Annotated in this window: 22 protein-coding genes; 9 read left to right on the forward strand and 13 right to left on the reverse strand. The window is 70.7% G+C overall.

Features of this window, described 5'->3' with window-relative positions:
* Window position 1: 1 nt before the first annotated feature.
* Window positions 2-535 carry an Hsp20/alpha crystallin family protein gene (locus tag AC1UKG_RS21930; protein WP_018744704.1) on the forward strand — a complete coding sequence of 178 codons (534 nt, stop codon included), beginning with the start codon at window positions 2-4 and terminating at the stop codon, window positions 533-535.
* A gap of 7 nt (window positions 536-542) precedes the next feature.
* Complete coding sequence (locus AC1UKG_RS21935; protein ID WP_482643072.1) at window positions 543-1,673, forward strand: glycosyltransferase family 9 protein; 1,131 nt, start codon at window positions 543-545, stop codon at window positions 1,671-1,673.
* 57 nt (window positions 1,674-1,730) lie between these two features.
* Here AC1UKG_RS21935 and AC1UKG_RS21940 read toward each other — a convergent pair whose 3' ends face one another.
* The 3 genes from AC1UKG_RS21940 to AC1UKG_RS21950 all read right to left on the reverse strand — a co-directional run bounded on the left by AC1UKG_RS21940 (window position 1,731) and on the right by AC1UKG_RS21950 (window position 4,829).
* On the reverse strand, window positions 1,731-2,591 hold the full coding sequence (locus AC1UKG_RS21940; RefSeq protein WP_018744702.1) for a glycosyltransferase family A protein: 861 nt from the start codon (window positions 2,589-2,591) through the stop codon (window positions 1,731-1,733).
* Complete coding sequence (gene rfaE2, locus AC1UKG_RS21945) at window positions 2,588-4,276, reverse strand: D-glycero-beta-D-manno-heptose 1-phosphate adenylyltransferase (protein ID WP_026271587.1); 1,689 nt, start codon at window positions 4,274-4,276, stop codon at window positions 2,588-2,590. The genes AC1UKG_RS21940 and rfaE2 overlap by 4 nt, the downstream gene beginning before the upstream one ends.
* A gap of 61 nt (window positions 4,277-4,337) precedes the next feature.
* On the reverse strand, window positions 4,338-4,829 hold the full coding sequence (locus AC1UKG_RS21950) for an NUDIX domain-containing protein (protein WP_018744700.1): 492 nt from the start codon (window positions 4,827-4,829) through the stop codon (window positions 4,338-4,340).
* Window positions 4,830-4,912: 83 nt separating this feature from the next.
* Here AC1UKG_RS21950 and AC1UKG_RS21955 point away from each other — a divergent pair, with 83 nt between their 5' ends.
* Window positions 4,913-6,562, forward strand: a complete 1,650-nt coding sequence (locus AC1UKG_RS21955) for a fatty acid--CoA ligase (RefSeq protein WP_033669322.1) — start codon at window positions 4,913-4,915, stop codon at window positions 6,560-6,562.
* A gap of 52 nt (window positions 6,563-6,614) precedes the next feature.
* Here AC1UKG_RS21955 and AC1UKG_RS21960 read toward each other — a convergent pair whose 3' ends face one another.
* The gene (locus tag AC1UKG_RS21960) at window positions 6,615-8,141 is read right to left on the reverse strand and encodes an MFS transporter (protein WP_482643071.1); all 1,527 of its coding nucleotides are present in this window, start codon (window positions 8,139-8,141) and stop codon (window positions 6,615-6,617) included.
* 102 nt (window positions 8,142-8,243) lie between these two features.
* On the opposite strand from AC1UKG_RS21960, the gene AC1UKG_RS21965 reads away from it, so the two are divergent.
* Window positions 8,244-9,110, forward strand: coding sequence for an MmyB family transcriptional regulator (locus AC1UKG_RS21965; protein WP_018814790.1), 867 nt, complete (start codon window positions 8,244-8,246; stop codon window positions 9,108-9,110).
* A 221-nt stretch (window positions 9,111-9,331) separates the two neighbouring features.
* On the opposite strand, the gene AC1UKG_RS21970 is transcribed toward AC1UKG_RS21965, so the two are convergent.
* The 5 genes from AC1UKG_RS21970 to ku all read right to left on the reverse strand — a co-directional run bounded on the left by AC1UKG_RS21970 (window position 9,332) and on the right by ku (window position 14,000).
* Window positions 9,332-10,345, reverse strand: coding sequence for an NADPH:quinone reductase (locus tag AC1UKG_RS21970; protein WP_482643070.1), 1,014 nt, complete (start codon window positions 10,343-10,345; stop codon window positions 9,332-9,334).
* Between the two features lie 50 nt (window positions 10,346-10,395).
* A complete protein-coding gene (locus AC1UKG_RS21975) occupies window positions 10,396-11,097 on the reverse strand; it encodes an HAD family hydrolase (protein ID WP_018814788.1) in 702 nt (233 codons plus the stop codon).
* 35 nt (window positions 11,098-11,132) lie between these two features.
* Window positions 11,133-11,987, reverse strand: a complete 855-nt coding sequence (locus tag AC1UKG_RS21980; RefSeq protein WP_026271585.1) for an SCO6745 family protein — start codon at window positions 11,985-11,987, stop codon at window positions 11,133-11,135.
* A 133-nt stretch (window positions 11,988-12,120) separates the two neighbouring features.
* Window positions 12,121-12,807, reverse strand: coding sequence for an FKBP-type peptidyl-prolyl cis-trans isomerase (locus tag AC1UKG_RS21985; RefSeq protein ID WP_018744693.1), 687 nt, complete (start codon window positions 12,805-12,807; stop codon window positions 12,121-12,123).
* Window positions 12,808-12,923: 116 nt separating this feature from the next.
* On the reverse strand, window positions 12,924-14,000 hold the full coding sequence (gene ku, locus AC1UKG_RS21990) for a non-homologous end joining protein Ku (RefSeq protein WP_026271584.1): 1,077 nt from the start codon (window positions 13,998-14,000) through the stop codon (window positions 12,924-12,926).
* Window positions 14,001-14,085: 85 nt separating this feature from the next.
* Here ku and ligD (AC1UKG_RS21995) point away from each other — a divergent pair, with 85 nt between their 5' ends.
* Window positions 14,086-15,024 carry a non-homologous end-joining DNA ligase gene (gene ligD / locus AC1UKG_RS21995; protein WP_018744691.1) on the forward strand — a complete coding sequence of 313 codons (939 nt, stop codon included), beginning with the start codon at window positions 14,086-14,088 and terminating at the stop codon, window positions 15,022-15,024.
* On the forward strand, window positions 15,017-15,925 hold the full coding sequence (gene ligD, locus AC1UKG_RS22000; protein ID WP_482643069.1) for a non-homologous end-joining DNA ligase: 909 nt from the start codon (window positions 15,017-15,019) through the stop codon (window positions 15,923-15,925). Before ligD (AC1UKG_RS21995) ends, ligD (AC1UKG_RS22000) begins: the two co-directional genes overlap by 8 nt.
* A 30-nt stretch (window positions 15,926-15,955) precedes the next feature.
* Here ligD (AC1UKG_RS22000) and AC1UKG_RS22005 read toward each other — a convergent pair whose 3' ends face one another.
* Window positions 15,956-16,366: a VOC family protein gene (locus AC1UKG_RS22005; RefSeq protein WP_029123340.1), complete on the reverse strand. Its 411-nt coding sequence runs from the start codon at window positions 16,364-16,366 to the stop codon at window positions 15,956-15,958.
* A gap of 297 nt (window positions 16,367-16,663) precedes the next feature.
* Here AC1UKG_RS22005 and AC1UKG_RS22010 point away from each other — a divergent pair, with 297 nt between their 5' ends.
* Together AC1UKG_RS22010 and AC1UKG_RS22015 are read left to right on the forward strand one after the other, a co-directional pair.
* Complete coding sequence (locus AC1UKG_RS22010; protein WP_018744688.1) at window positions 16,664-17,188, forward strand: TetR/AcrR family transcriptional regulator; 525 nt, start codon at window positions 16,664-16,666, stop codon at window positions 17,186-17,188.
* Window positions 17,189-17,322: 134 nt separating this feature from the next.
* Window positions 17,323-18,177 carry an SCO4651 family lipoprotein gene (locus AC1UKG_RS22015; RefSeq protein ID WP_018744687.1) on the forward strand — a complete coding sequence of 285 codons (855 nt, stop codon included), beginning with the start codon at window positions 17,323-17,325 and terminating at the stop codon, window positions 18,175-18,177.
* 65 nt (window positions 18,178-18,242) lie between these two features.
* On the opposite strand, the gene AC1UKG_RS22020 is transcribed toward AC1UKG_RS22015, so the two are convergent.
* Window positions 18,243-18,500: a hypothetical protein gene (locus AC1UKG_RS22020; protein WP_018744686.1), complete on the reverse strand. Its 258-nt coding sequence runs from the start codon at window positions 18,498-18,500 to the stop codon at window positions 18,243-18,245.
* Window positions 18,497-18,820 (reverse strand): DivIVA domain-containing protein, encoded by a 324-nt coding sequence (locus AC1UKG_RS22025; protein ID WP_018744685.1) that lies wholly within the window; start codon window positions 18,818-18,820, stop codon window positions 18,497-18,499. Before AC1UKG_RS22025 ends, AC1UKG_RS22020 begins: the two co-directional genes overlap by 4 nt.
* Window positions 18,821-19,167: 347 nt before the next feature.
* Here AC1UKG_RS22025 and AC1UKG_RS22030 point away from each other — a divergent pair, with 347 nt between their 5' ends.
* The gene (locus AC1UKG_RS22030; protein ID WP_018744684.1) at window positions 19,168-19,377 is read left to right on the forward strand and encodes a winged helix-turn-helix domain-containing protein; all 210 of its coding nucleotides are present in this window, start codon (window positions 19,168-19,170) and stop codon (window positions 19,375-19,377) included.
* 49 nt (window positions 19,378-19,426) lie between these two features.
* Here AC1UKG_RS22030 and AC1UKG_RS22035 read toward each other — a convergent pair whose 3' ends face one another.
* Window positions 19,427-19,801: a VOC family protein gene (locus AC1UKG_RS22035; RefSeq protein ID WP_018744683.1), complete on the reverse strand. Its 375-nt coding sequence runs from the start codon at window positions 19,799-19,801 to the stop codon at window positions 19,427-19,429.
* Window positions 19,802-19,957 lie beyond the last annotated feature (156 nt).

Raw genomic sequence — 19,957 nt, forward strand, 5'->3', positions numbered from 1 at the left:
GATGAGTGACCTCGGCGGCGGGATCGGCCAGGGCAGGCGCGGCCGACAGCAGGGGTGGGACCCGGCGGGCGAGTGGCATTCGCTCCGCGCCGAACTGGGTCGGCTGGTCGGGGGTCGGTCGGACTCGACGGACCTCCAACTGGACGAGACCGAGGACGGCTGGGAGGTGATCGTCCGGCTGCCCGGGGTGGCCCCCGACGAGGTGGCGGTCGAGCTGGACGAGCGGGAGCTCTGCGTACGGGCCCGGTCGGAGGCCGAGGTCAACGCCGACTACGGGATCCTCGACGGCTCCGAGGCCCGGGCGTTCGTGTACCGGGTGGAGCTGCCGTCCCGGGTGGACCCGGAGGCCATCGACGCGGTGATGGATCACGGTCTGCTCCGGATTCGGCTGCCCCGGACTGCCCGACCTGAGCCCCGCACCATCACTGTCGGGCGCAGCGGTGCGCGCGGCGCCGACGGTGACCTTCCGGTTCCGGCTGACCCCGCCGTCAACCGGGAGCTGCACCACCCGAACGTCGAGACCGACCGGCCGTAGCGCGTCGATGGTCGCCCCGCACCTGCTCGGCCCGACCGCGCAGCGCATACCCGAGGTGGAGCGGATCGCCGTGCTGCGGGCCAACGCGCTCGGTGACTTCATTTTCGTCCTGCCGGCGCTGGCCGCGTTGCGGGCCGCGTACCCCGCGGCGGAGATCGTCCTGCTCGGCGCGCCGTGGCACGCGAAGCTCTGGCGCGATCGGCCGGGTCCGGTGGACCGGGTCCTGGTGGTCCCGCCGGCTCCCGGAATCCGCCGCCCGGAGCCGGGTGAGCCGGAGTCCGGGCTGGCGGACTTCCTCGCCCGGGCCCGCGCGGAGCGCTTCGACCTGGCGCTGCAGGTGCATGGCGGCGGGGCCAACTCCAACCCGGTGGTGGCCGGCCTCGGTGCCCGGGTGACGGCCGGTCTGCGGGCCGAGGACGCGCCGCCGCTGGACCGCTGGCTGCGGTACGTCTACTACCAGCACGAGGTGATTCGCTACCTGGAGGTGGCGGCCCTGGTGGGGGCCCCGGCGACCGCGGTCGTCCCCACCCTGGCGGTCACCGACGCCGACCGGGTCGAGGCGGCCGAGGTGCTCGGCCCGCCCGACCGGCCGCGGGTGGCGCTGCACCCGGGCGCCACCGACACCCGTCGCCGCTGGCCGGTCGAACACTTCGCGGCCGTCGCCCGGCAGCTGCACCGGGATGGATACGAGGTGCTGGTCACCGGAACACCGGTGGAGCAGGAGGTGGTGGAGCGGGTGGTGGCGGCGGCCGGGGTGCCCCTGCGGCCACAGGTCGGCACGCTCAGCCTCGGGGGGCTGGCCGGCTGCTACGTCGGCTGCGCGCTGGTGGTCGCCAACGACACCGGGCCGCTGCACCTGGCGGCCGCGGTCGGTACTCCCACGGTGGGTGTCTTCTGGGTCGGCAACCTGATCACCACGGCGAGTCCGCTGCGGGGCCGGCACCGCCCGATCACGTCCTGGACGGTGCACTGCCCGGTCTGTGGGGTCGACTGCACCCCGGGCAGCTATCCGCACCGGCCCGGCGACGGCGAGTGCCCGCACCGTGACTCGTTCGTGGCCGAGGTCCCGGTGATCGAGGTCCTCGAAGCCGCCCGCGACCTGCTCACCGACGGAGCGCAGCCGGCCTCGACGCCCTGAGTCGGGGCCGGGCTCTGCCCCGAGGTGCGGGCACGACCGTGGTCTACCGCCCACCGGTTACGCCTGTTCGAGGAGCACTTCCCACGCCTCAACCTCACGTTCGGTGACGGTGGTCGGTGACTCCAGGTGGAATGCTCCGCTGGGCAGGACGCCGGCGCCGCCGTGGCGCTCCAACACGGCGAGCTGAGCGGCGACATCCTCCCCCTGGTGCCGCTCCGGCACCCGTCGCCAGAAGTCGAAGCCACCCGCGTCAACCAGCTTTTCCCGGTCGTACAGCACACAACCCCCGATCCAGGACACCTTGTACGCCCGCCAGGAGTCCGGCGGCAGGCGCAGCCGCTCGGTGACGTGGAGCAGGTTCGCGGCCGGGTGCAGCAGTGCGCGCTCCCACTGCGGGGTGCCCGGGCGGATCCGCTCCGGCACCGGCGGCCCGTCCCACTCCTCGTAGTGCCGGTGCGTCTCCGGGCGGATGTCGTGCCGGTACGACAGGCCGTGTACGGCGTTGCCGACGAACCCGCAGCCCAGCTCCGCGATCGCGGTGACCAGCCGGTGCAGGGCCCCCGGCGCCAACCACACGTCGTCGTCGAGGCAGAGCACGTAGCGGGCGGTCGAGGCGGCGAGCAGCGCTGCCCGGTGCTCGGCCATCCCGCGCCGGGGCAGCCGGCGGGTCAGCAGGACCGGGTGCCCCCGGTGGCGCAGGACCCGGACCATCGTGGCCACGGCCGGGTGCGCGTAGGCGGGGGCGTGGTCGGACTGGTCGCTGACCACCACCCCGAAGTCGGGCACGCCTTCCTGGGCGGCGAGCCCGGAGAGGGTGACCGCCAGTTCGGCGGGGCGGTTCCGGGTGGGGACCAGCACGTCGAGGTGTCGCTCGGCGCGGAACTCGTCGGAGGTGCCGTGTGCGAGGGGTCGGCTCACGCCTGCCCCGCCACCGGTGCGCCACCGCCGTACGCGCGGATCCGGTCGATGATCGCCGAGGTGGAGCGGTCCGGCACGTAGCCGAGGGTGCGGACCTGGCCGCCGAGTCGCCGTACCAGGGGTGCCTCCGGCACCAGCTCCGGCGGATAGTCCCCGCCCTTGACGTAGATGTCCGGCCGGATGGCCTCGATGAGTCGGGCGGGCGAGTCCTCCTCAAAGACCACCACATGGTCAACGTGGGTCAGCGCCGCCAGCAGGGCCACCCGGTCCTCGACCGGGTTGACCGGCCGGTCGGCGCCCTTGAGGCGGCGGACACTACCGTCGGCGTTGACCGCCACCACGAGCAGGTCGCCGAGGGCACGGGCCTGCTCCAGGTAGCGGACGTGCCCGGGATGCAGGACATCGAAGCAGCCGTTGGTGAAGACGACCGAGCGGCCCGCGCGGCGGTGTGCCCCGGCGATCGTCGCCAACTCCTCGGCGCCGACGAGGGTCGGGTGGTCGCCGCCCTCGGCACGGTCGAGCGCGGTGAGCAGGTCCTCCCGCCGGCAGACACAGGTGCCGGTGTCGGAGACGGTGATGGTGGCCGCGAGCTGGGCGAGCTGCGCGGCGGTCGGTAGGGGGGCGTCGGCGGCCAGGGCGAGGGTCATCGCCGCCAGGTACGCGTCTCCGGCCCCGACCGTGTGGCTGGCCGGCATCGGGTTGCTGTGGCTGCGGCTGGGCTCGCCGTCCGGGCCGGCGACAACCGCGCCCTCGGTGTCCAGCGTCACCGCCACGACGTCCGCCCCGGTGTGTCGCCGCAGTTCCGCCAGGCGGGACTCGGCGAGTATCGCCCGGTCCGGTCCCACGGCGTCCCCGCGCGCCCCCGGTTCGATCTCCCCGTCGGCGACTCGACCGTCGCCGGGTGCGACACCCACGGTCAGCTCGGAGGGGCCGTCGGAGCGGGCGCGGTCCGGGTGGTTCAGGTGCAGGCCCCCGCCCCCGCCCCCGCCTCCGGGCCGGGCCGCGGTGTGGGCGAGTAGTCGGCTCGCCTCGGCGAAGCTCGGCGTGACCACGGTCGGGGCGAGCCCACGCCAGTCGGCGAGGTCATGCGCATCCAACGCGACCGTGGCGTACCGTTCTCGGTTTGCCACCAGCCACGCCCGCACCGGCGCGGGCAGGGCCCCCAGCGCGTAGTCGCAGACCACCAGGGTCGGCGCCGCACCGCCTGCCGCGCACAGCTCCGTGGTCGCGCAGGCCAGGGCGTCGAGCAGTCGCGCCACTCCCGCGTCGTCCAGGGGCTCCGCGGGACCACCGGAGTCCTCCCGCAGCAGGATCTGGCTGCCGGCGAGCATCCGCCGTTTGACCGGGGTCGGGCGGCTCGGTTGGCTGACCGTGCGGTCCCACACGCCGGCCCGGTCCAGGCAGTCGTGCACCTCGTCGCCGGCCACGTCCGCGCCGATCGGCGCGACCAGCGCGGCCCGTCCACCGAGCGCGGCGATGTTGACGGCGGTGTTCGCCGCACCGCCCGCAGCGGAGATCCGTCGGCGCAGGGTGAGGATCGGGGCTGGCGCCTCCCGGCAGAGTCGATCCGAGTCGGCGAACCGCCACTCGTCGAGCATCGCGTCCCCGACGACCAGGACGGGGCGTCCCAGCCAGCTCTCCACCACGGCGGCCAGTCGGTGTTGTTCCGCTGCTGCTCCTGCCATGTCCGTCCGGGTCCCCGCCGGTCCGCCGGGCCAAACCTGGCGGTGCGGGAGCGGCGGCGGGCTATTTGAGGATCAGGCGGTTCGTCTGCTCGAAGACATCCAGGTCGGCAAGAGTCTCCGGGACGCTGGACGACAGCGGGCTGGGCAGGTGGCCACGGTCGAAGAAGGCGGCATCGGTGGTCTCATCGGTGATCCGGGTGAGGTCCCCCTCCCACTCCTCCACCCGGAACGCGGTGGTGAAGATCTGGTACGTGTGCCCGTACATGTTGGTGTGGGTGCGGTCCGGCCCGGTGTAGAGGGCGAAGGCGCTGACCCGCAGGGCGCGCAGCCCGGTCTCCTCCCGAACCTCCCGCACGGCGCAGTCGGCGATCGACTCACCCAGCTCCATCGCCCCCGCCGGCATGGCCCAGTGCCCGTTGTCGGCGCGTTGGATCAGCAGGATCCGGCTCGCGCTGTCCCGCACCACCGCGCGCGCACCGACGAACATCAGCGTCCGGTCGCCAGCGAGGGCACGGAGCTGTCCGACGTAGGAATCTGCCCAGGAAATGCTCACCCCGGCTAATTTACGCATCGCCGCCGAGGCGAGATGGAGATCCGGGGTTCCCAGATGTGATCGGCGACACTACTTTGTTGCTCATGCGGAGCACGATGATGGATGCCCCCCTCCAGGTCTCCCGGATTCTTGACCACGGAGCCACCGTGCACAGCGCGGCCACGGTGGTCACCTGGACCGGTGCCGAGCCGCGCCGGATGAGCTACGCCGACGTGGCGCGCTCGGCCGCCCAGCTGGCGCACGCGCTGCGAGACGAGTGCGGTGTGACCGGGGACGAGCGCGTCGCCACCTTCCTGTGGAACAACGCCGAGCACCTGGTGGCCTACTACGCGGTGCCGAGCATGGGCGCGGTGCTGCACACGCTCAACATCCGCCTCCTCCCGGACCAGGTCGCCTACATCGCCAACCACGCGCAGGACCGGGTGGTGCTCGTCGACACGACCCTGATCCCGCTGCTGGCGAAGGTCATCGGCGACATGACCACCGTCCGGCACGTGGTGGTGGTCGGCGGTGGTGACCCCGCCCCGCTGGTCGCGGCGGCCGGCGACCGGATCTACGTACATCACTGGGATGCCCTGTTGGCCGGCAGGCCCGACACCTACGACTGGCCGGACGTGGATGAGCGCTCCGCCGCTGCGCTCTGCTACACCTCCGGGACCACCGGCAACCCCAGGGGGGTGGCCTACTCGCACCGCTCGATCTATCTGCACTCGCTCCAGGTCTGCCTACCGGAGTCGTTCCGCCTCGGGCCGCAGGACCGGGTCCTGGGCATCGTGCCGATGTTCCACGCGATGTCCTGGGGGCTGCCCTATGCGGCGTTCCTCTGCGGTGCGTCGCTGCTCCTGCCGGACCGGTTCCTCCAGGCGCCCCCGATCGCCGAGATGATCGCCGCGGAGCGGCCGACCATCGCCGGTGCCGTCCCCACCATCTGGACCGATCTGCTCGCCCACCTGGACAGTCACGAGGTTGACACCAGCTCCCTGGGAGAGGTGATCGTGGGTGGGTCGGCGTGCCCACCGGCGCTGATGCACGCCTTCGAGGAGCGGCACGACATCCGGATCATTCACGCCTGGGGCATGACCGAAACCTCTCCGCTCGGTTCGGTGGCCCGCCCGCCGGCTGGCGTCGACGAGGCCAAGGCCTGGCAGTACCGCTACACCCAGGGGCGGGTCCCGGCCGGGGTCGAGGCCCGGATCGTTGGCCCGCAGGGCAAGCGGCTGCCCGCCGACGGCACGTCCGTGGGGGAGCTGGAGGTCCGCGGGCCGTGGGTGACCGGGCGGTACGTCGGCGACGAGACCCCGGACGAGGAGACGTTCCGGGATGGCTGGCTGCGTACGGGTGATGTCGGCACCCTCTCCCCGGATGGCTATCTGACGTTGACCGACCGGGCGAAGGACGTCATCAAGTCCGGCGGTGAGTGGATCTCCTCGGTGGAGCTGGAGAACGCGCTGATGGCCCACCCGGATGTGGTCGAGGCCTGCGTGGTGGGGGTCCCGGACCGACGGTGGGGCGAGCGGCCGTTGGCGACCGTGGTGTTCCGGGAGGGGGCGAAGGCCGGGGTTGCGGAGCTGCGGGGCTTCCTCGCCGAGTCGGTGGCCCGCTGGCAGCTCCCCGAGCGTTGGGCGGTCATCGACGCTGTGCCGAAGACCAGCGTGGGTAAGTTCGACAAGAAGGCGGTTCGGTCCCGGTACGCCGAGGGGGATCTCGCCGTCCAGGAGTTGACCTCTTCCTAGTGGACGGCGTCGCGGGAGCCGTCCCCGCCGGGTGACGCCGGGGCTGGTGTCGTCAACGAGGCATGCTCTCCACGCGATCGGCCTTCTCTTCGGACAGGGAGTCCGAGGCCGGCTGCTCAGTCGCGGCCTTGGGCAGCCAGCGACGTGCCAGGACGCCGAGTGCGACGTGCAGGAGGCTGGCCACCGCTACCGCCGCGTGCAGGCCGGTGACGAAGGCCGACTTCGCGTCCGTGATCACTGCGGACGTGAGACCGGGCAGGTGCAGGGTCTCGTCGAGCGTGGGAGCGAGGTCAGGCCCGTGTAGCCGGAAGAGCAGCGCGGCGAGGGAACCGATGAGCGCGATCCCGAGGGCGTTGCCGATCTCGTTGCTGGTCTCGGCGATGGCCCCGGCTGACCCGGCTCGTTCGGCGGGCACCGCGCCGACCGCGGTGTCGGCGACGACGCTGAAGGAGATGCCGTAGCCAAGGCCCGCGATGGACGTGGACGCGATGTACCAGCCGACCCCGCCGGTGATGGTGGTGGGCAGCAGGAACAGCAGTCCGGTCGCGATGGAGAAGTGACAGATGATCAAGACCGTCCGCTTACCGATGCGGTCGACCACCATGGGTGTGACGACGCAGGTGACGATGAGGACCACCGCGCCGGGAAGTGCCAGGAGGGCTGCCTGCAGGACAGGAAGGCCCAGGACGGACTGGAGGTAGACACCCGACAGGTAGGCGGCCGCCGACCAGGCTGCCAGCGGCAGCAGGCCGGTGATGATCGCGACGGTGAAGACCCGGTCCCGGAAGAGGGAGAAGTCCATTAACGGGTACTCGAGATGCCGCTGCCGACGCACGAACAAGGCCAAGAGCACGAGGCCGCCCAGTCCCACGACGACGGAGAGCGTGGAGAACCCTTCGGCGGCCGCGTGCTTGAGGGCGTACACGGCACCCAGAAGTCCGGCCGCCGAGGCCACGAGGCTGAAGCCGTCGATGCGGCCGGGTCGGGTCGTACTCACCTCACGCAGCAGGATGGGCGCGAAGACGAGGAACAGGGCGATGACGGGCAGGTTGATCAGGAAGACCGAGCCCCACCAGAAGCGTTCCAGCAGGACGCCACCCGTGACGGGGCCGATGGCGAACCCTGCCGCGAAGGCCGCGGCGAAGATACCGATGGCCTGCGCGCGCCGCTTGGGGTCGCTGAACAGCTCGCTCAGCACAGCCAGGGCCGACGGCAGGAGAGTCGCGCCAGCCACACCCATCAGGGCGCGGGACGCGACGAGAAGGTCCGCGTGGGGTGCGAAGGCGGATGCCGCGGAGGCCAGGCCGAATACGGTCGCCCCGATCATCAGCAACTTCAGCCGACCGTACCGGTCCCCGATGTTGCCGAACGCGATCAGCAGCGAGCCGACCGCGAAGCCGTAGCTGTCCAGGATCCACAGGGCCTGACCGGCGGTGGGGGTGAGGTCCTGACTGACTCGCGGCATCGCCAGAAACAGGATCGACCCGTCCATAGAAACCAGCAGGACCGGCCCGAGTACGACCAGCAGTCCCAGCCACGCGCGCAGGCCGGGTGAGTTGTGTGTGCGCTCTTCCGACATGCCTCGATCGTCGGCAATCGCCTGTCGACAGCCACCCCCCTGCTGTGGGTACACCAGACAGGTATACCCAGTGGCACTCACGATCGGCTTACGCTGGCCGACGTGGGGAGTCTCGGAACGTTCTTGAAGAGTCGTCGTGACCGGGTCACCCCGGAAGAGATCGGGCTGCGCACCTATGGCACGGGGCGTCGCGTTCCCGGGCTGCGACGGGAGGAACTCGCCCAGCTCGCCGGAGTGAGCGCGGGCTACTACACGCGGCTGGAACAGGGGCAGGCCGAGACGGCGTCGGAGCAGGTGCTCGACGCGCTCGCCCGGGCATTGCTGCTCGACTCGACCGAGACGGCGCACCTGCACAATCTCGCTCGGCACTCGGCGACGCCACGGCTCGTCGAACCCCCGGCGGAGGAACCCCACGAGCGGGTCCTCGCGCTCCTGGAGTCTCTCGGCGAGGCCACGCCGGCGATCGTCCTGGGGCGCCGTGGGGACGTGCTGGCGTGGAACCGCAGCGGGCACGCGCTGCTCGCCGAGCACATCGCCTTCGAGACACCGGACGAGTCGGAACGTCGCCCGTCGATGCCTCGCATGTTCTTCCTCGATCCGGTCACGCGCGACCTGTACGGCAACTGGCACACGCTCGCCCGCGCGCATGTCGCGTACCTCCGGCTCACCGCGGGCCGCTATCCCACCGATGCGCGCCTGGCGGGGCTGATCGGTGAACTCACCATGCGCAGCGACGACTTCTCGGCGCTGTGGGCGGATCGGGATGTCGCGGACTGCACCACGGGAACCATGCACATACAGCACACGACGGTGGGTGGCCTGAGTGTCGACTACCAGGTCTGGTTGCAGCCGGACAGCCCTGACCATCGCCTTGAGGTCTACACGCCCAACGACTCGGGCTCCGCTGACGCCTTGCGGATCCTGTCCCAGCAGAGCCACCGTGGCGCCGACTCCCCACGAGACGACTGATCGATGGGCTCACCACCGCACCCGGCCGGCCGGGTGCGGACCGGTGCACGGGAGGGTTGCCGCTGTCGTGGCCAAGGGGGCGGCCCCGGCGTTCGCACCGCGCCGGGGCCGCCGTTCAACGCGGGATGACCCGCACCGTCATTCTCGCGAGGAAGATTCGTCTCTGTCCTCGATACCTGGGAACTTGATACCGGGGGAGGATCGCCCGGCTCGATCCGGGTTCACCGGTCGCTCGCGGTGCTGATCAACACCTTGCCGACCGCCCCCTCCTCCACTGCCTGGTGTGCCGCGTCGGCTGCCGTCAACGGGTAGTGGTGCAGCGGCAGCCCCGCCTCCTCACCGACCCGGACGCCACCCTGCTCGACCGCCGCCGCCACATCCACGACCGCCTGCGCCTTCGCGGCCTTCGGCTCGGTGTAGACCAGGACGAACTGCCAGCGGGCGTTCAAGGCCATGAGGGGCCGGACCGGCAGGGTCACCTCGCCGCCGCCATCGTCGGCGTACACACACACCGCGCCGCCGGTCCGGAGCAGCTGGACATCGATCTCACTGTTCCGCGTGGAGACCTCAACGATCGCGTGGACCCCCGCTGGCGCGATCTTGCGGACCTCCGCCACCACGTCCTGTTCCCGGTAGTTGACCACCAGGTCGGCCCCGGCCGCCGCCGCGAGCTTCCCCTTCTCCGCGCTGCTCACCGTGGTGACCACGCAGGCGTCCGCCCAGCGCGCGAGCTGAATCGCCGCATTACCCACCGCGCCCGCTCCACCCTGCACCAGCACGGTGTGACCAGCGAGCGCCCCAGCGTGCAGTGCGTCTGGCAGGTACTCACCGGCGGTCAGGCACCGGTGCGCGGTCAGGAACGGAATACCCAGGCACGCGCCGAGGTCGAAGGAGGCGGCCCCGAGGCGGACGACCTGCCCGGCCGGGAGCAGCGTGTACTCGGCGGTCGTTCCCCAGGGCCGCTGCCAGGCGGCCTCCCACACCCAGACGCGTTCGCCGATGAGGGACCGGTCGACCCCCTCGCCGACCGCCTCGACCACCCCCGCGCCATCCTGGCCGGGCGTCTGCCAGCCGGCCGGCAGTTGGCCGTCTCGTCGTGCCTTCCAGTCCGTCGGGTTCACTCCCGAGACCGCCATCCGGACCAGCACCTCGCCGGCCCCCGGCTCGGGCACCGGCCGGTCAACCGGCCGCAGCACCGTGGGGTCGCCGGTGCGCTCGTACACGATCGCCTTCATGCCGTCTCCATCGCCTTCATGCTCGTCTCCATCGCCTTCATGTCGTCTCCTCAAGTGCCTCGTTGGTCTGCCGTACCCGGCCGTCCCTCGCCCATACCGCCGTGGACCGTCGCCACGACCTCCGGCGTCAGCTCGCCGATCGAGGAGAGCACCACCGCGGCGAGCCGCTCGGCCTCCGGTTCCAGCGGGTACGCCCCGTGTGGTACCGCCACCACGGCCATCCCCGCGGCAGCCGCGGACCGGACGCCGTTGGCGGAGTCCTCGACCGCGACGCAGTGGGTCGGGTCGACACCGAGCCGTTCCGCAACCGCCAGGTAGACATCCGGCGCCGGCTTGCCGTGCCGGGTCTCCTCGGTCGACAGCGTCGCGCCGAAGGTGTCACTGAGCCCGGTCGCGTCCAGCGCCGTCCGGATCAGCTGGGTGGGGGAGGAACTGGCCAGGCCCAGCGGCCACCGCCCAGCGGTCCGGCGCACGGCGTCAACGGCCCCGTCGATCAGCGGTACGCGGTGCGCGTATCGCCGGGACATCTCCATGATCACCTCGGTGGCGACCTGCTCGGCCGTCCGGTCGACGCCGAGTTCGCCGCTGAGGTAGCGGGACCACTCGCCGGTGCTCATGCCCATCAGCCGGCGTTGCGAGTCGACCTGCCAGGTGCCGCCGTGCGCCGAAACATACGCCCGCCGGACCTCCTCCCAGACCGGTTCGGAGTCGACGATAACGCCATCCAGGTCGAAGATCACCGCAGCTGTCATGGCCTCATCCTGCCGGACCGTCTCAGCGACGCCGGTCAACCCAGGGACGGCAGGCCGATCGGGTTATCCGGCGGGATGATGGTGTGCCCGGCCCGGACCATCGGGTCGAGCAGTTCCTGGAGTCGGGAGCTGCGCTCCGGACCGAGCGCCTGCCACGGGCGGACCGCTGCCGTGTCGGTGGCCGCCTCGACGGTGTCGAATCCGGCCCGGCCCCGCTCGGTGGGCTCGCCGTCGGCGGTCAGCCACCCCCGGTCGTGGAGCCGACTCTTGGCCGCCGCCCACTCCTGCTCGGTCCAGCCCCGGCCGAGCAGGGTGGCCACGGGCATTCCCACCGCGACTCGCCAGGCGAGCGTCTCCACCGGGTCGAGGTCGGCCGCGACGAGCGCGGCGATGTGCCCGTCCCCACGGTGCTCCCGCAGGACCGTCGCCGCCTGCCAGAGCCGGGCGAGCGGGTACTCACCGCGCGGCAGTGCCGCGTTCGCGGCCCCCAGCACCCGCCCCGCCGTCCTGGTTTCGGCCGCGGCGGCCTCCATCAGGTCGGCGGTCTCCGTGAGGTGGGACTCGGGCAGCTCGTAGGTGAGCTCGGCGAGGGCCTGGACGGCGCCGGTGAGTCGGGCGCGCAGGGCCTCCTCCGGGGATGCCAGTTGCCAGACCGCGGGCAGCGCGCGCTGCACCATGTGCGGGGCGAAGTGGTAGAACGCCGCGGTCACCGGTGCCGCGGTGGCGGCGCCGAGCGGCGCGGACCGGCCGGCGAAGTAGCCCCGCCAGTAGCCGCGTAGCCCGGTCGCCTCGTACGCCGCGCGGGCCCGGGGGTGGAAGTATGTCACCGCGTGCACCGGCTCGAAGTGGGTCCACATCAACCGGGCTGTCCGCCCCGCATCGTCTGTCATGCGCACCTCCGCGTCCGTACCGGCCTCTTGGGGGTATCTGCCCCCGGTTCGACGAACCTACTGCCGTTCGGTAACGGCGTGGAAGCCCACTGTGGCCAACCGCACCGGTGGCGGGGCGGGGGCAGGCGGCGGGTTACTGCGCGCCGAGCACGTCCACGACGAAGCGCAGCGGACCGGCTGGACGGCCACCATCCGGTTCCGTGCCGTACGCCAGTTCTGCGGGGATGTCCAGCTGCACCCGGCTGCCGATGGTCACGCCGACCAGGCCCTGGTCCCAGCCGGGGATCACTCCGCCGACCCCGATCGGGAAGCTCGCCGGCTGCCCGCGCGACCAGGACGAGTCGAACTCCTCGCCCTCGTTGTAGAGGATGCCGACGTAGTTGACGGTGATCGTCTGACCGCTCTCCACCGCGGGCCCGGTGCCCTCGATCAGCGGGGTGACGACGAGCTCGGTCAGCTCGCCCTCGCCCGCCTCCACCGTCGGTGGGGTGTTCAGCGCGGGGTCGGCCCCGTCCGGCAGCTCGGTGCCGCCGGCAGCCGGGTCGGGGGCATCCGCTGACGGAGCAGCCGCCGACGGGCCCGCGGTCGGGTTGCTCTCCTCCTCACCGACCGGGCCGACCAGCACGAACACGGTGACCAGGAGGGCGGCCACGGCAACCCCGGCGAGACCGCCGGCCCAGGCCTGTCGTCGGCGGCGCTTCGCCTCGGCCGCCTTCTGTTCGGCGAGCTGCGCGGCCAACCGCCGCTCCGACTTCTGTGCCCGGTTCTGCGTCCGCTCGCTCACGGCGTCGACTCCCTGTTCGAAGATGGTGGCCGGCACCGCGTGCCGGAGGAAGGCCGACGAACACGGTACCCGCCGGGGCCCCCGTGGTGCAGGTGCCGGACGCCCCCTTGTCCGGTGGAAGCCGGTATCGCCGGTGGTGGCCGTCTCGCCGCTCAGGCGGTCTTGCGCGCACCCTTGTGGGCCGTGGCCTTCTTGGCCGGCTCCGCCCGCTGTCCCGCATCCTTCTTGGCGGTCGTCTTGGTCGCCGTCTTCTTCCCGGGAGTCTTCTTGCCGGCCTTCTTCTCCTCGGCCTTCTCCTTTTCAGCTGTCTTCTTCGCCGGGGTTGTCTTTTCGCTTTTCTTGCCGGCGGCCTTCTTCGGTGGGGCCTGCTCCTCGGCGGCCTTTCGTTGGGCGGAACGCGCCGCCGAGATGGGGGTCGGTTCGCCCGCGCCGGGGCCGGCGGGTTTCTCACCGCGTGCCGCCTGGGCCCGCTCCACCGATGCCTTCAGCGCCGCCATCAGGTCCACCGCCGCCGCCGGAGCCTCTTCGGCCTCCTCCGGCTGGACGACCTCGCGGCCCTCCACCTTCGCGTCGATGACCTCCTTCAGCGCGGTCCGGTAGTCGTCGGTGAAGACATCGGGCTGGAAGTCACCCGCCATGGAGTCGATCAGGGAGCTGGCCATCGCGAGCTCCGGAGGGCGGACCTTCAGGTCCTCGTCGAGAAAGCCGAACTCCGGCGTCCGGATCTCGTCGGGCCAGAGCATCGTGTTGAGCAGCAGGACGCCCTGGTGGACCCGCAGCGTCGCGAGCTGCTCGCGTTGCCGGATCGCCACCTTCACGATGGCCACCCGTTCGGAGTCGGTGAGCGCGTTGCGCAGCAGCACGTAGGGCTTGGTGGCGGTGCCCTCCGGCTCGAGGAAGTACGCCTTGTTGTAGAGGATCGGGTCGACCTGTTCGGCGGGGACGAACTCCAGCACGTCGATCGCCCGTGAGGTGCTCAGTGGCAGGTCGGCGAAGTCGTCGTCGGTGAGGATGACCAACTCGCCGCCGCCGAGGTCGTATCCCTTGGCGATGTCGTCGTAGCTGACCTCTTCGCCGCAGACCTGGCAGGTGCGCTTGTAGCGGATTCGACCCCCGTCATCCCGGTGCACCTGGTGGAACCGAATGTCCTTCTCCTCGGTTGCTGAATACAGCTTCACCCCGATTGAGACGAGCCCGAACGACACGGCTCCTTTCCAAATGGCCCGCACCCTGCGCTCCTTTCGCCGGTATCGACCATGTTCTCATCCGATGGAACCGGGCGCGAGCAGTTCCGCATTCGACTAAGGTCGGTTCGTGCCCGGCGTGCCGTCCAAGCCGATGCTCGCGACCACCGGGGAGCTGCCGGTGGGCCCGGGCTGGGCCTATGAGTTCAAATGGGACGGAATTCGCGCGCTGGCCGACGTCGGCGACGGCCGGCAGCGGGTGTACGCCCGCTCCGGCGTCGAGGTCACCGTCGCCTACCCGGAACTGGCCGGCCTCGCCGCGCAGGTGGATGACGCTCTCCTCGACGGCGAGGTGGTGCTCTTCGGCGCGACCGGGCAGCCTTCGTTCACGGCGCTCGCCGAGCGAATGCACGTCCGGGACCGGGCCAGGGCCGCGCGGCTCGCGGCATCCCTGCCCGTCACCTACCTGGTCTTCGACCTGTTGCGGCTCGACGGCGTCGACCTGACCGGCTACCCGTGGCAGCGGCGGCGAACCGTGCTCGACGAGTTGGGGCTGGCCGGGCCCCGATGGGCGGTTCCGCCCGCCTTCTCGGACGGCCCGGCGACCTTGCAGGCGGCGGGGGAGCACGGCCTGGAGGGGGTGATGGCCAAACGGGTCGGTTCGGTCTACCGGCCGGGTACGCGTTCACCGGACTGGGTCAAGGTCAAGTTGGAGACGACCGGCGACTTCGTGGTGGGTGGCTGGCGGCCGGGCGCCCGCCGGCTCGGCGGGCTACTGGTCGGCGTGCCACGGCCGGACGGCCGCCTCACCTTCCGGGGGCGGGTCGGCGGTGGCATCGGCGCGGCACTGGAGCGGGAGCTGCTGCGCGAGCTGGAGCCGTTGCGCACCGATGGCTCCCCCTTCGCCGGTGCGCTTCCCCGCGCGGACACCCGGGCGGTGGTCTGGGTCGCGCCCCGGATCGTGGTGGAGGTGAAGTACGGCCAGCTCACCCCGGATGGACGCCTGCGGTTTCCCCGGGTGTTGCGGTTGCGCCCGGACAAACCCGCCGAGGAGGTTGACGATGCCTGACCGGCTTCGGGTCGAGGTGGCTGGCCGCACGCTGGAGTTGTCGAATCTGGACAAGGTGCTGTACCCAGCGACCGGATTCACCAAGGGTGAGGTGATCGATTACTACACCCGGGTCGCCCCGGTGCTCCTGCCGCACCTCGCCGGCCGGGCGTTGACCCGGATCCGGTTTCCGAACGGCGTTGACGGCAGCTCCTTCTTCGAGAAGAACGCACCGGCAGCGACACCGCGCTGGGTTCACACCGAGACGTTGCCGGTCCCCGGCTCGGCAAAGGGCCGGGAGACGATCGACTACGTGGTCGCCGACGAGCTGCCGACCCTGGTCTGGCTGGCCAACCTCGCCGCCCTCGAACTGCACACGCCACAGTGGCAGATCGGGGCGCATCCGGACCTGATGGTGGTCGATCTCGATCCCGGTGCGCCGGCCGAGCTCAGGCAGTGCTGTCAGGTCGCCCTGCTGCTGCGCGATCGGCTCGCCGACGACGGGATCGAGTCGTACCCGAAAACCTCGGGAAAGAAGGGCATGCAGCTCTGCTGCCCGATCGCCAGCACCCAAACCGCCGACACGGTCTCCGGCTATGCCCGACGGATCGCCCAGGAGCTGGAGCGAGACCATCCAAAGCTGATCGTGTCCAAGATGGCCCGAAAGCTGCGGGCGGGAAAGGTCTTCATTGACTGGAGCCAGAACAACGCGGCGAAGACGACGGTGGCGCCGTACTCGCTGCGTGCCCAGTCGGTGCCGGCGGTGTCCACCCCGCTGACCTGGGCCGAGGTCACGGCCGGGGCGGCCGGCAAGCGCCCGGCGGTCAAGCCCTATCCGGCGGCCGAGGTGCTCACCCGGGTCGAGGAGCGGGGAGATCTGCTCGCCCCGCTGCTTGACGGGGGCCCCGAGCTGCCGGGCTAGGCGGAGCCCGGGGCCTGTGCCTGGTGTCGGTCAGTCCGGGCCGATGATGCAGAACTCGTTGCCCGCCGGATCGGTCAGGACACGGGTCGTCCACTCGCCGGCGTCGGTCACGCTGATCTGGTGGGCGCCGGCGGCCACCATCTGTCGCGTCAGCGGTCGTGCGTGGTCGACGAAGAGGTCGAGGTGGGCCCGCACCTTGCTGGTCCGGGGCTCGGGAACCCGTTGGAACGTCAGGTGTGGTGGTCCCGCCACGCTTTCTGGGCAGTCGACCGTGACATAGGCGCTCCCTTCGGAGTGTGGGCGCCGCCGGTAGCCGAGAAACCGTTCCCAGAAGGCCGCTGCCGAGTCCGGATCAGGGCAGTCGATGGTGACTCCGATTCGGTGGGGGAAGGCGAGGACTGTGCTGTCCGCACCTGTCGTCGTCGGTGGTTCGGCGTTCATGTAGCTTTCGGTCCTTTCCGTCATCTCGGTCCCGATGGAGTCGGGAGTCCCGGCACGAACCGTCCCGCGACTGCGTCGTCCAGCGCGCGGTGGGCCGCAGTCATCGCGATCGGATCTCGTGCGGCGAGGTTGGCGACGCCCGCTCCGACTCGACCGAGCCTCCGGTGCCTGTGGTTCGTGTCGGTGCCCCTTGGTGGATGTCACCCGGGACAATCTGGAGAGGTTCTCCGCATAGGGGTAACGTAACATCCGGAGGGATTCTCCGCTTGCTGATTGGTTCCCGGGAGGAGCACAAGGATGCGGGTCGACGCACAGCGCAATCGGGACCGGCTGGTGGCGGCGGCCACCGCCGTCATCGCCGAGCAGGGCCCCGCCGCCTCCCTCAACGAGATCGCGCAACAGGCCGGCGTCGGAGCCGGCACCCTGTACCGGCACTTCCCGACCCGGGAGTCACTTCTGCTCGAGGTCTTCACGTCCCGGATCGAGACCTTGTGCGTGCGCGCCCGGGAGTTGGCCCAGATGCGGCCGCCGGGCGACGCGGTGGAGGCATGGTTGGAGGCCTTCCTCCAGCACTGCCTGACGGATCGGGGCCTGGCCGAAACAGTCATGAGGGCGCCGTCGGGCTCCGACCCGGACTGCGCCACGAAGTTGCGTACGGCGGGGGCGGGCCTGGTCGCGCGAGCCCGGGAGGCTGGCACCGTGCGTGCTGACGTTGAGGTCGAGGACATCCTGCAACTGGCGATCGGTATCGCTTTGGCTGCGGATAGCCCTGCCCGGGCGGAGCGGCTCCTCTCTGTCGCCCTTGTGGGCCTGCGCACCTGATTTCCCACCATGGGCGCTTCCTCAGCGATGGTCGGTTTGCCTGCCCGGCATGCCCGAAAGGGCGATGCCGAGTTCCGTCGACTGGGATAGCGTGACCCGTCGTTCAATTTCATCCTCCGGGGGAGTGGCTTCACGTGTCACGTTGGAAGAACATCGCCGTCCTGGCGGCTGCGACCGCCACGGCGGTCGCGGTGACCGGCTGCGGGCCCAGCACGGCCTCGCAGGAAGCGGCACAGCAGTCGAGCGTGCTGGAGCTGCTCGCCAACGACCTCCAGGGTTCCCTCCAGGAGGCGGCGGACCGGACCGCCGAGGTCGAGACCGTACGGGCGACGATGGTGGGCTCGGGCCCCGAGGACTTCGAGATGCAGATCGCGATGGATCTGCGTGACTCCGTGAGGGTCGAGATGGTCATGGAGATGGAGGGAGAAGTCACCACCTTCCGCATGATCGATTCCGTGGCGTACGTGGAGATTCCCGAGGCAGAACACGAACTCACCGACGGTAAGCGCTGGATGAAGATGGACTTCTCTGCCGCCGCGGAGATGGGCATCGACGAACAGATGCGGGACGCCGACCCGGTCCAGCAGGTCAAGACACTGCTGGAACTTGAGGGAGTCACCGTTGTCGGCGAGGAGACGGTGGACGGGGTGCCCACGGTCCACTACAGCGTCACCGCCACCACGCAGGAGCACCTCGCTCTGCTGGAGGAGCAGAGCAAGCTCGACTCCGCCGATCTGGCGAACACCGCGGACCAGATGGCCGAGTTCGGCGTCACGGAGATCAAGACCGAGCTGTGGATCGACGAGCGGTACTGGCCGCGCCGGGCCCGCGTGACCATGGGCGAGATGGGCGTGATGACGGTCGACTACACCGACTACAACGAGCCGGTGACCATCGAGACGCCGCCAGCCGCCGAGACCACTGACTTCGCCGACCTCTTCGGCGACCTCTTCGAAGATCTCGGGGAGGAAGTCAGCACCACGACCTGACCGTACGCACGGTCCTACTGATCGCCACGCTCTGCCCGGCCGGGCTCACCGGCCGGGCAGATTCGTTACCGGGGTGGGCGCGGCCGGCAGCGGGAGGTGTGGTCCACCGCGAGTACGCACCGGCCACGTCCCTCCGGCAACAGCCGGTCGCAGAAGACCCAGTGGCGCACATCCTGCTGGTCCTCGGCGGAGACGGTTACCCCGCCGGGTTCGACCCGGGCGCTGATCCGAATCAGCACCCGGGCGGCGATCCGGGCCAGGATTCGGGCTCGCATCAGGTCGGCAGCGGTGACCGGGAGGTGGATCACCCAGCGGCTGGTCATCGGTAGTGGTGGCGAGCCGACTGGGCGCTCTGCCACTCCCGCAGGGCGTTCTTGATCCGCACATTCTCCTCCTGCACCGCGACCAGAGCGGTCTGCGCGGTGGTCAACTCGTCGGCGACCCGGTGCAGGAAGTCGCGGATCTCCACTGGGTCGAGCCCTCGGCGCCGGACCGAGAAGTATCGGTCCCGGATCTGCCCCGGTCGCAGCGGCAGCCGGGGGTGCGTCGGCGCGGTGGGTTTGTGGTGGTGGGTGACCCCGCTGTTCGGGCTGGGGCTCGCTCGGTGCGTGAGTCGGCGGATCAGGTTGCGCAAGGTGGCCACCCTTCGTCGAGTCGCAGTTAGGCGGAGGGGTGCTCCGTCGGTCGCGGCCGGCGGAGCGTTCGCCCGGCCATCGCAGCCTCAATTGGCGGTACGACAGCCGGGCCGCGCCTGGGGTGGCGCGGAGGTGCGGTCTCGGCGGCGATGCGAGACCAGTACGAGAGGCGCCAACCGACCGCAGCGGCACCGCATCACCGACAGCGACGCTACTGACACTGAGTCACCTATGTCAAGGACCCAGCTACCCAGTTACGTCATCCATGCAACATATGTTGCCTGTGGCGAAGGGCTGATCGATACTGGGCGGGCCAACCGACTGCAAGGGGCCCGACGTGCCTATTCCACCCACGATGGACGAGCTACTCGAAGACCTGTTGAGCAAGATCAAGAACGGGACCTATCCGCCCGGTTCGCAGTTGCCCTCCGGTCGGGTGCTGGCGGACGAGTACGACACCTCTCAGTCCACGATCAGTCGAGCCGTGGCGCGGTTGCGGGAGCAGGGGGTGTTGGTGGGGCGTCCGGGGCGCGGCGTCTTCGTCGCCGAGTCATCGAATCGCTGACGGGGGTGCTGCCCCCGGTCGGGCAGCACCCCCGTCTTTCCCGTGGTCGCTACGCCTCGGCCCAGACGGCCAGCTCGTTGCCGCTCGGGTCGGTGAAGTGGAACCGACGCCCGCCCGGGAAGTCGTATGGGCCGTTGACCACGGTGCCGCCGGCCCCGGTCACCGCCTGGACCGACTCCTCCAGTGCGGTGGAGAAGAGTACGACCAGTGGGCCGCCCGCCTGCACCTGAGTGTCCTGCCGAAGTCCACCCACCTCGGGTGCGGAGTCGCCGTGCGGGCTGCGGATGCCGGCGTATTCCGGCCCGTAGTCGGTGAACTGCCAGCCGAAGGCCTCGCCGTAAAACCGTTTCGCCTCCGCGAGGTCGGTGACGGCGAACTCGACATAGTCGATGGCGTGCTGACGGTGGGTCACAGAGTCGGTCATGCACCAGATCGTGCCCGCCGGGTACGACCAAAGTCGCCGCTACGAAAGAGCGGTCCTCGAAAGGGTCGGTCGCATAGCGGGTGAAGTAGTGCAGGGTGGTGAAAAGGGGCACCCATTCGATTGCGCTCCTCGCCATTCCCGGACGGGCGGGGCATC

This window comes from Salinispora sp. CH2A1_6, assembly GCF_056820975.1.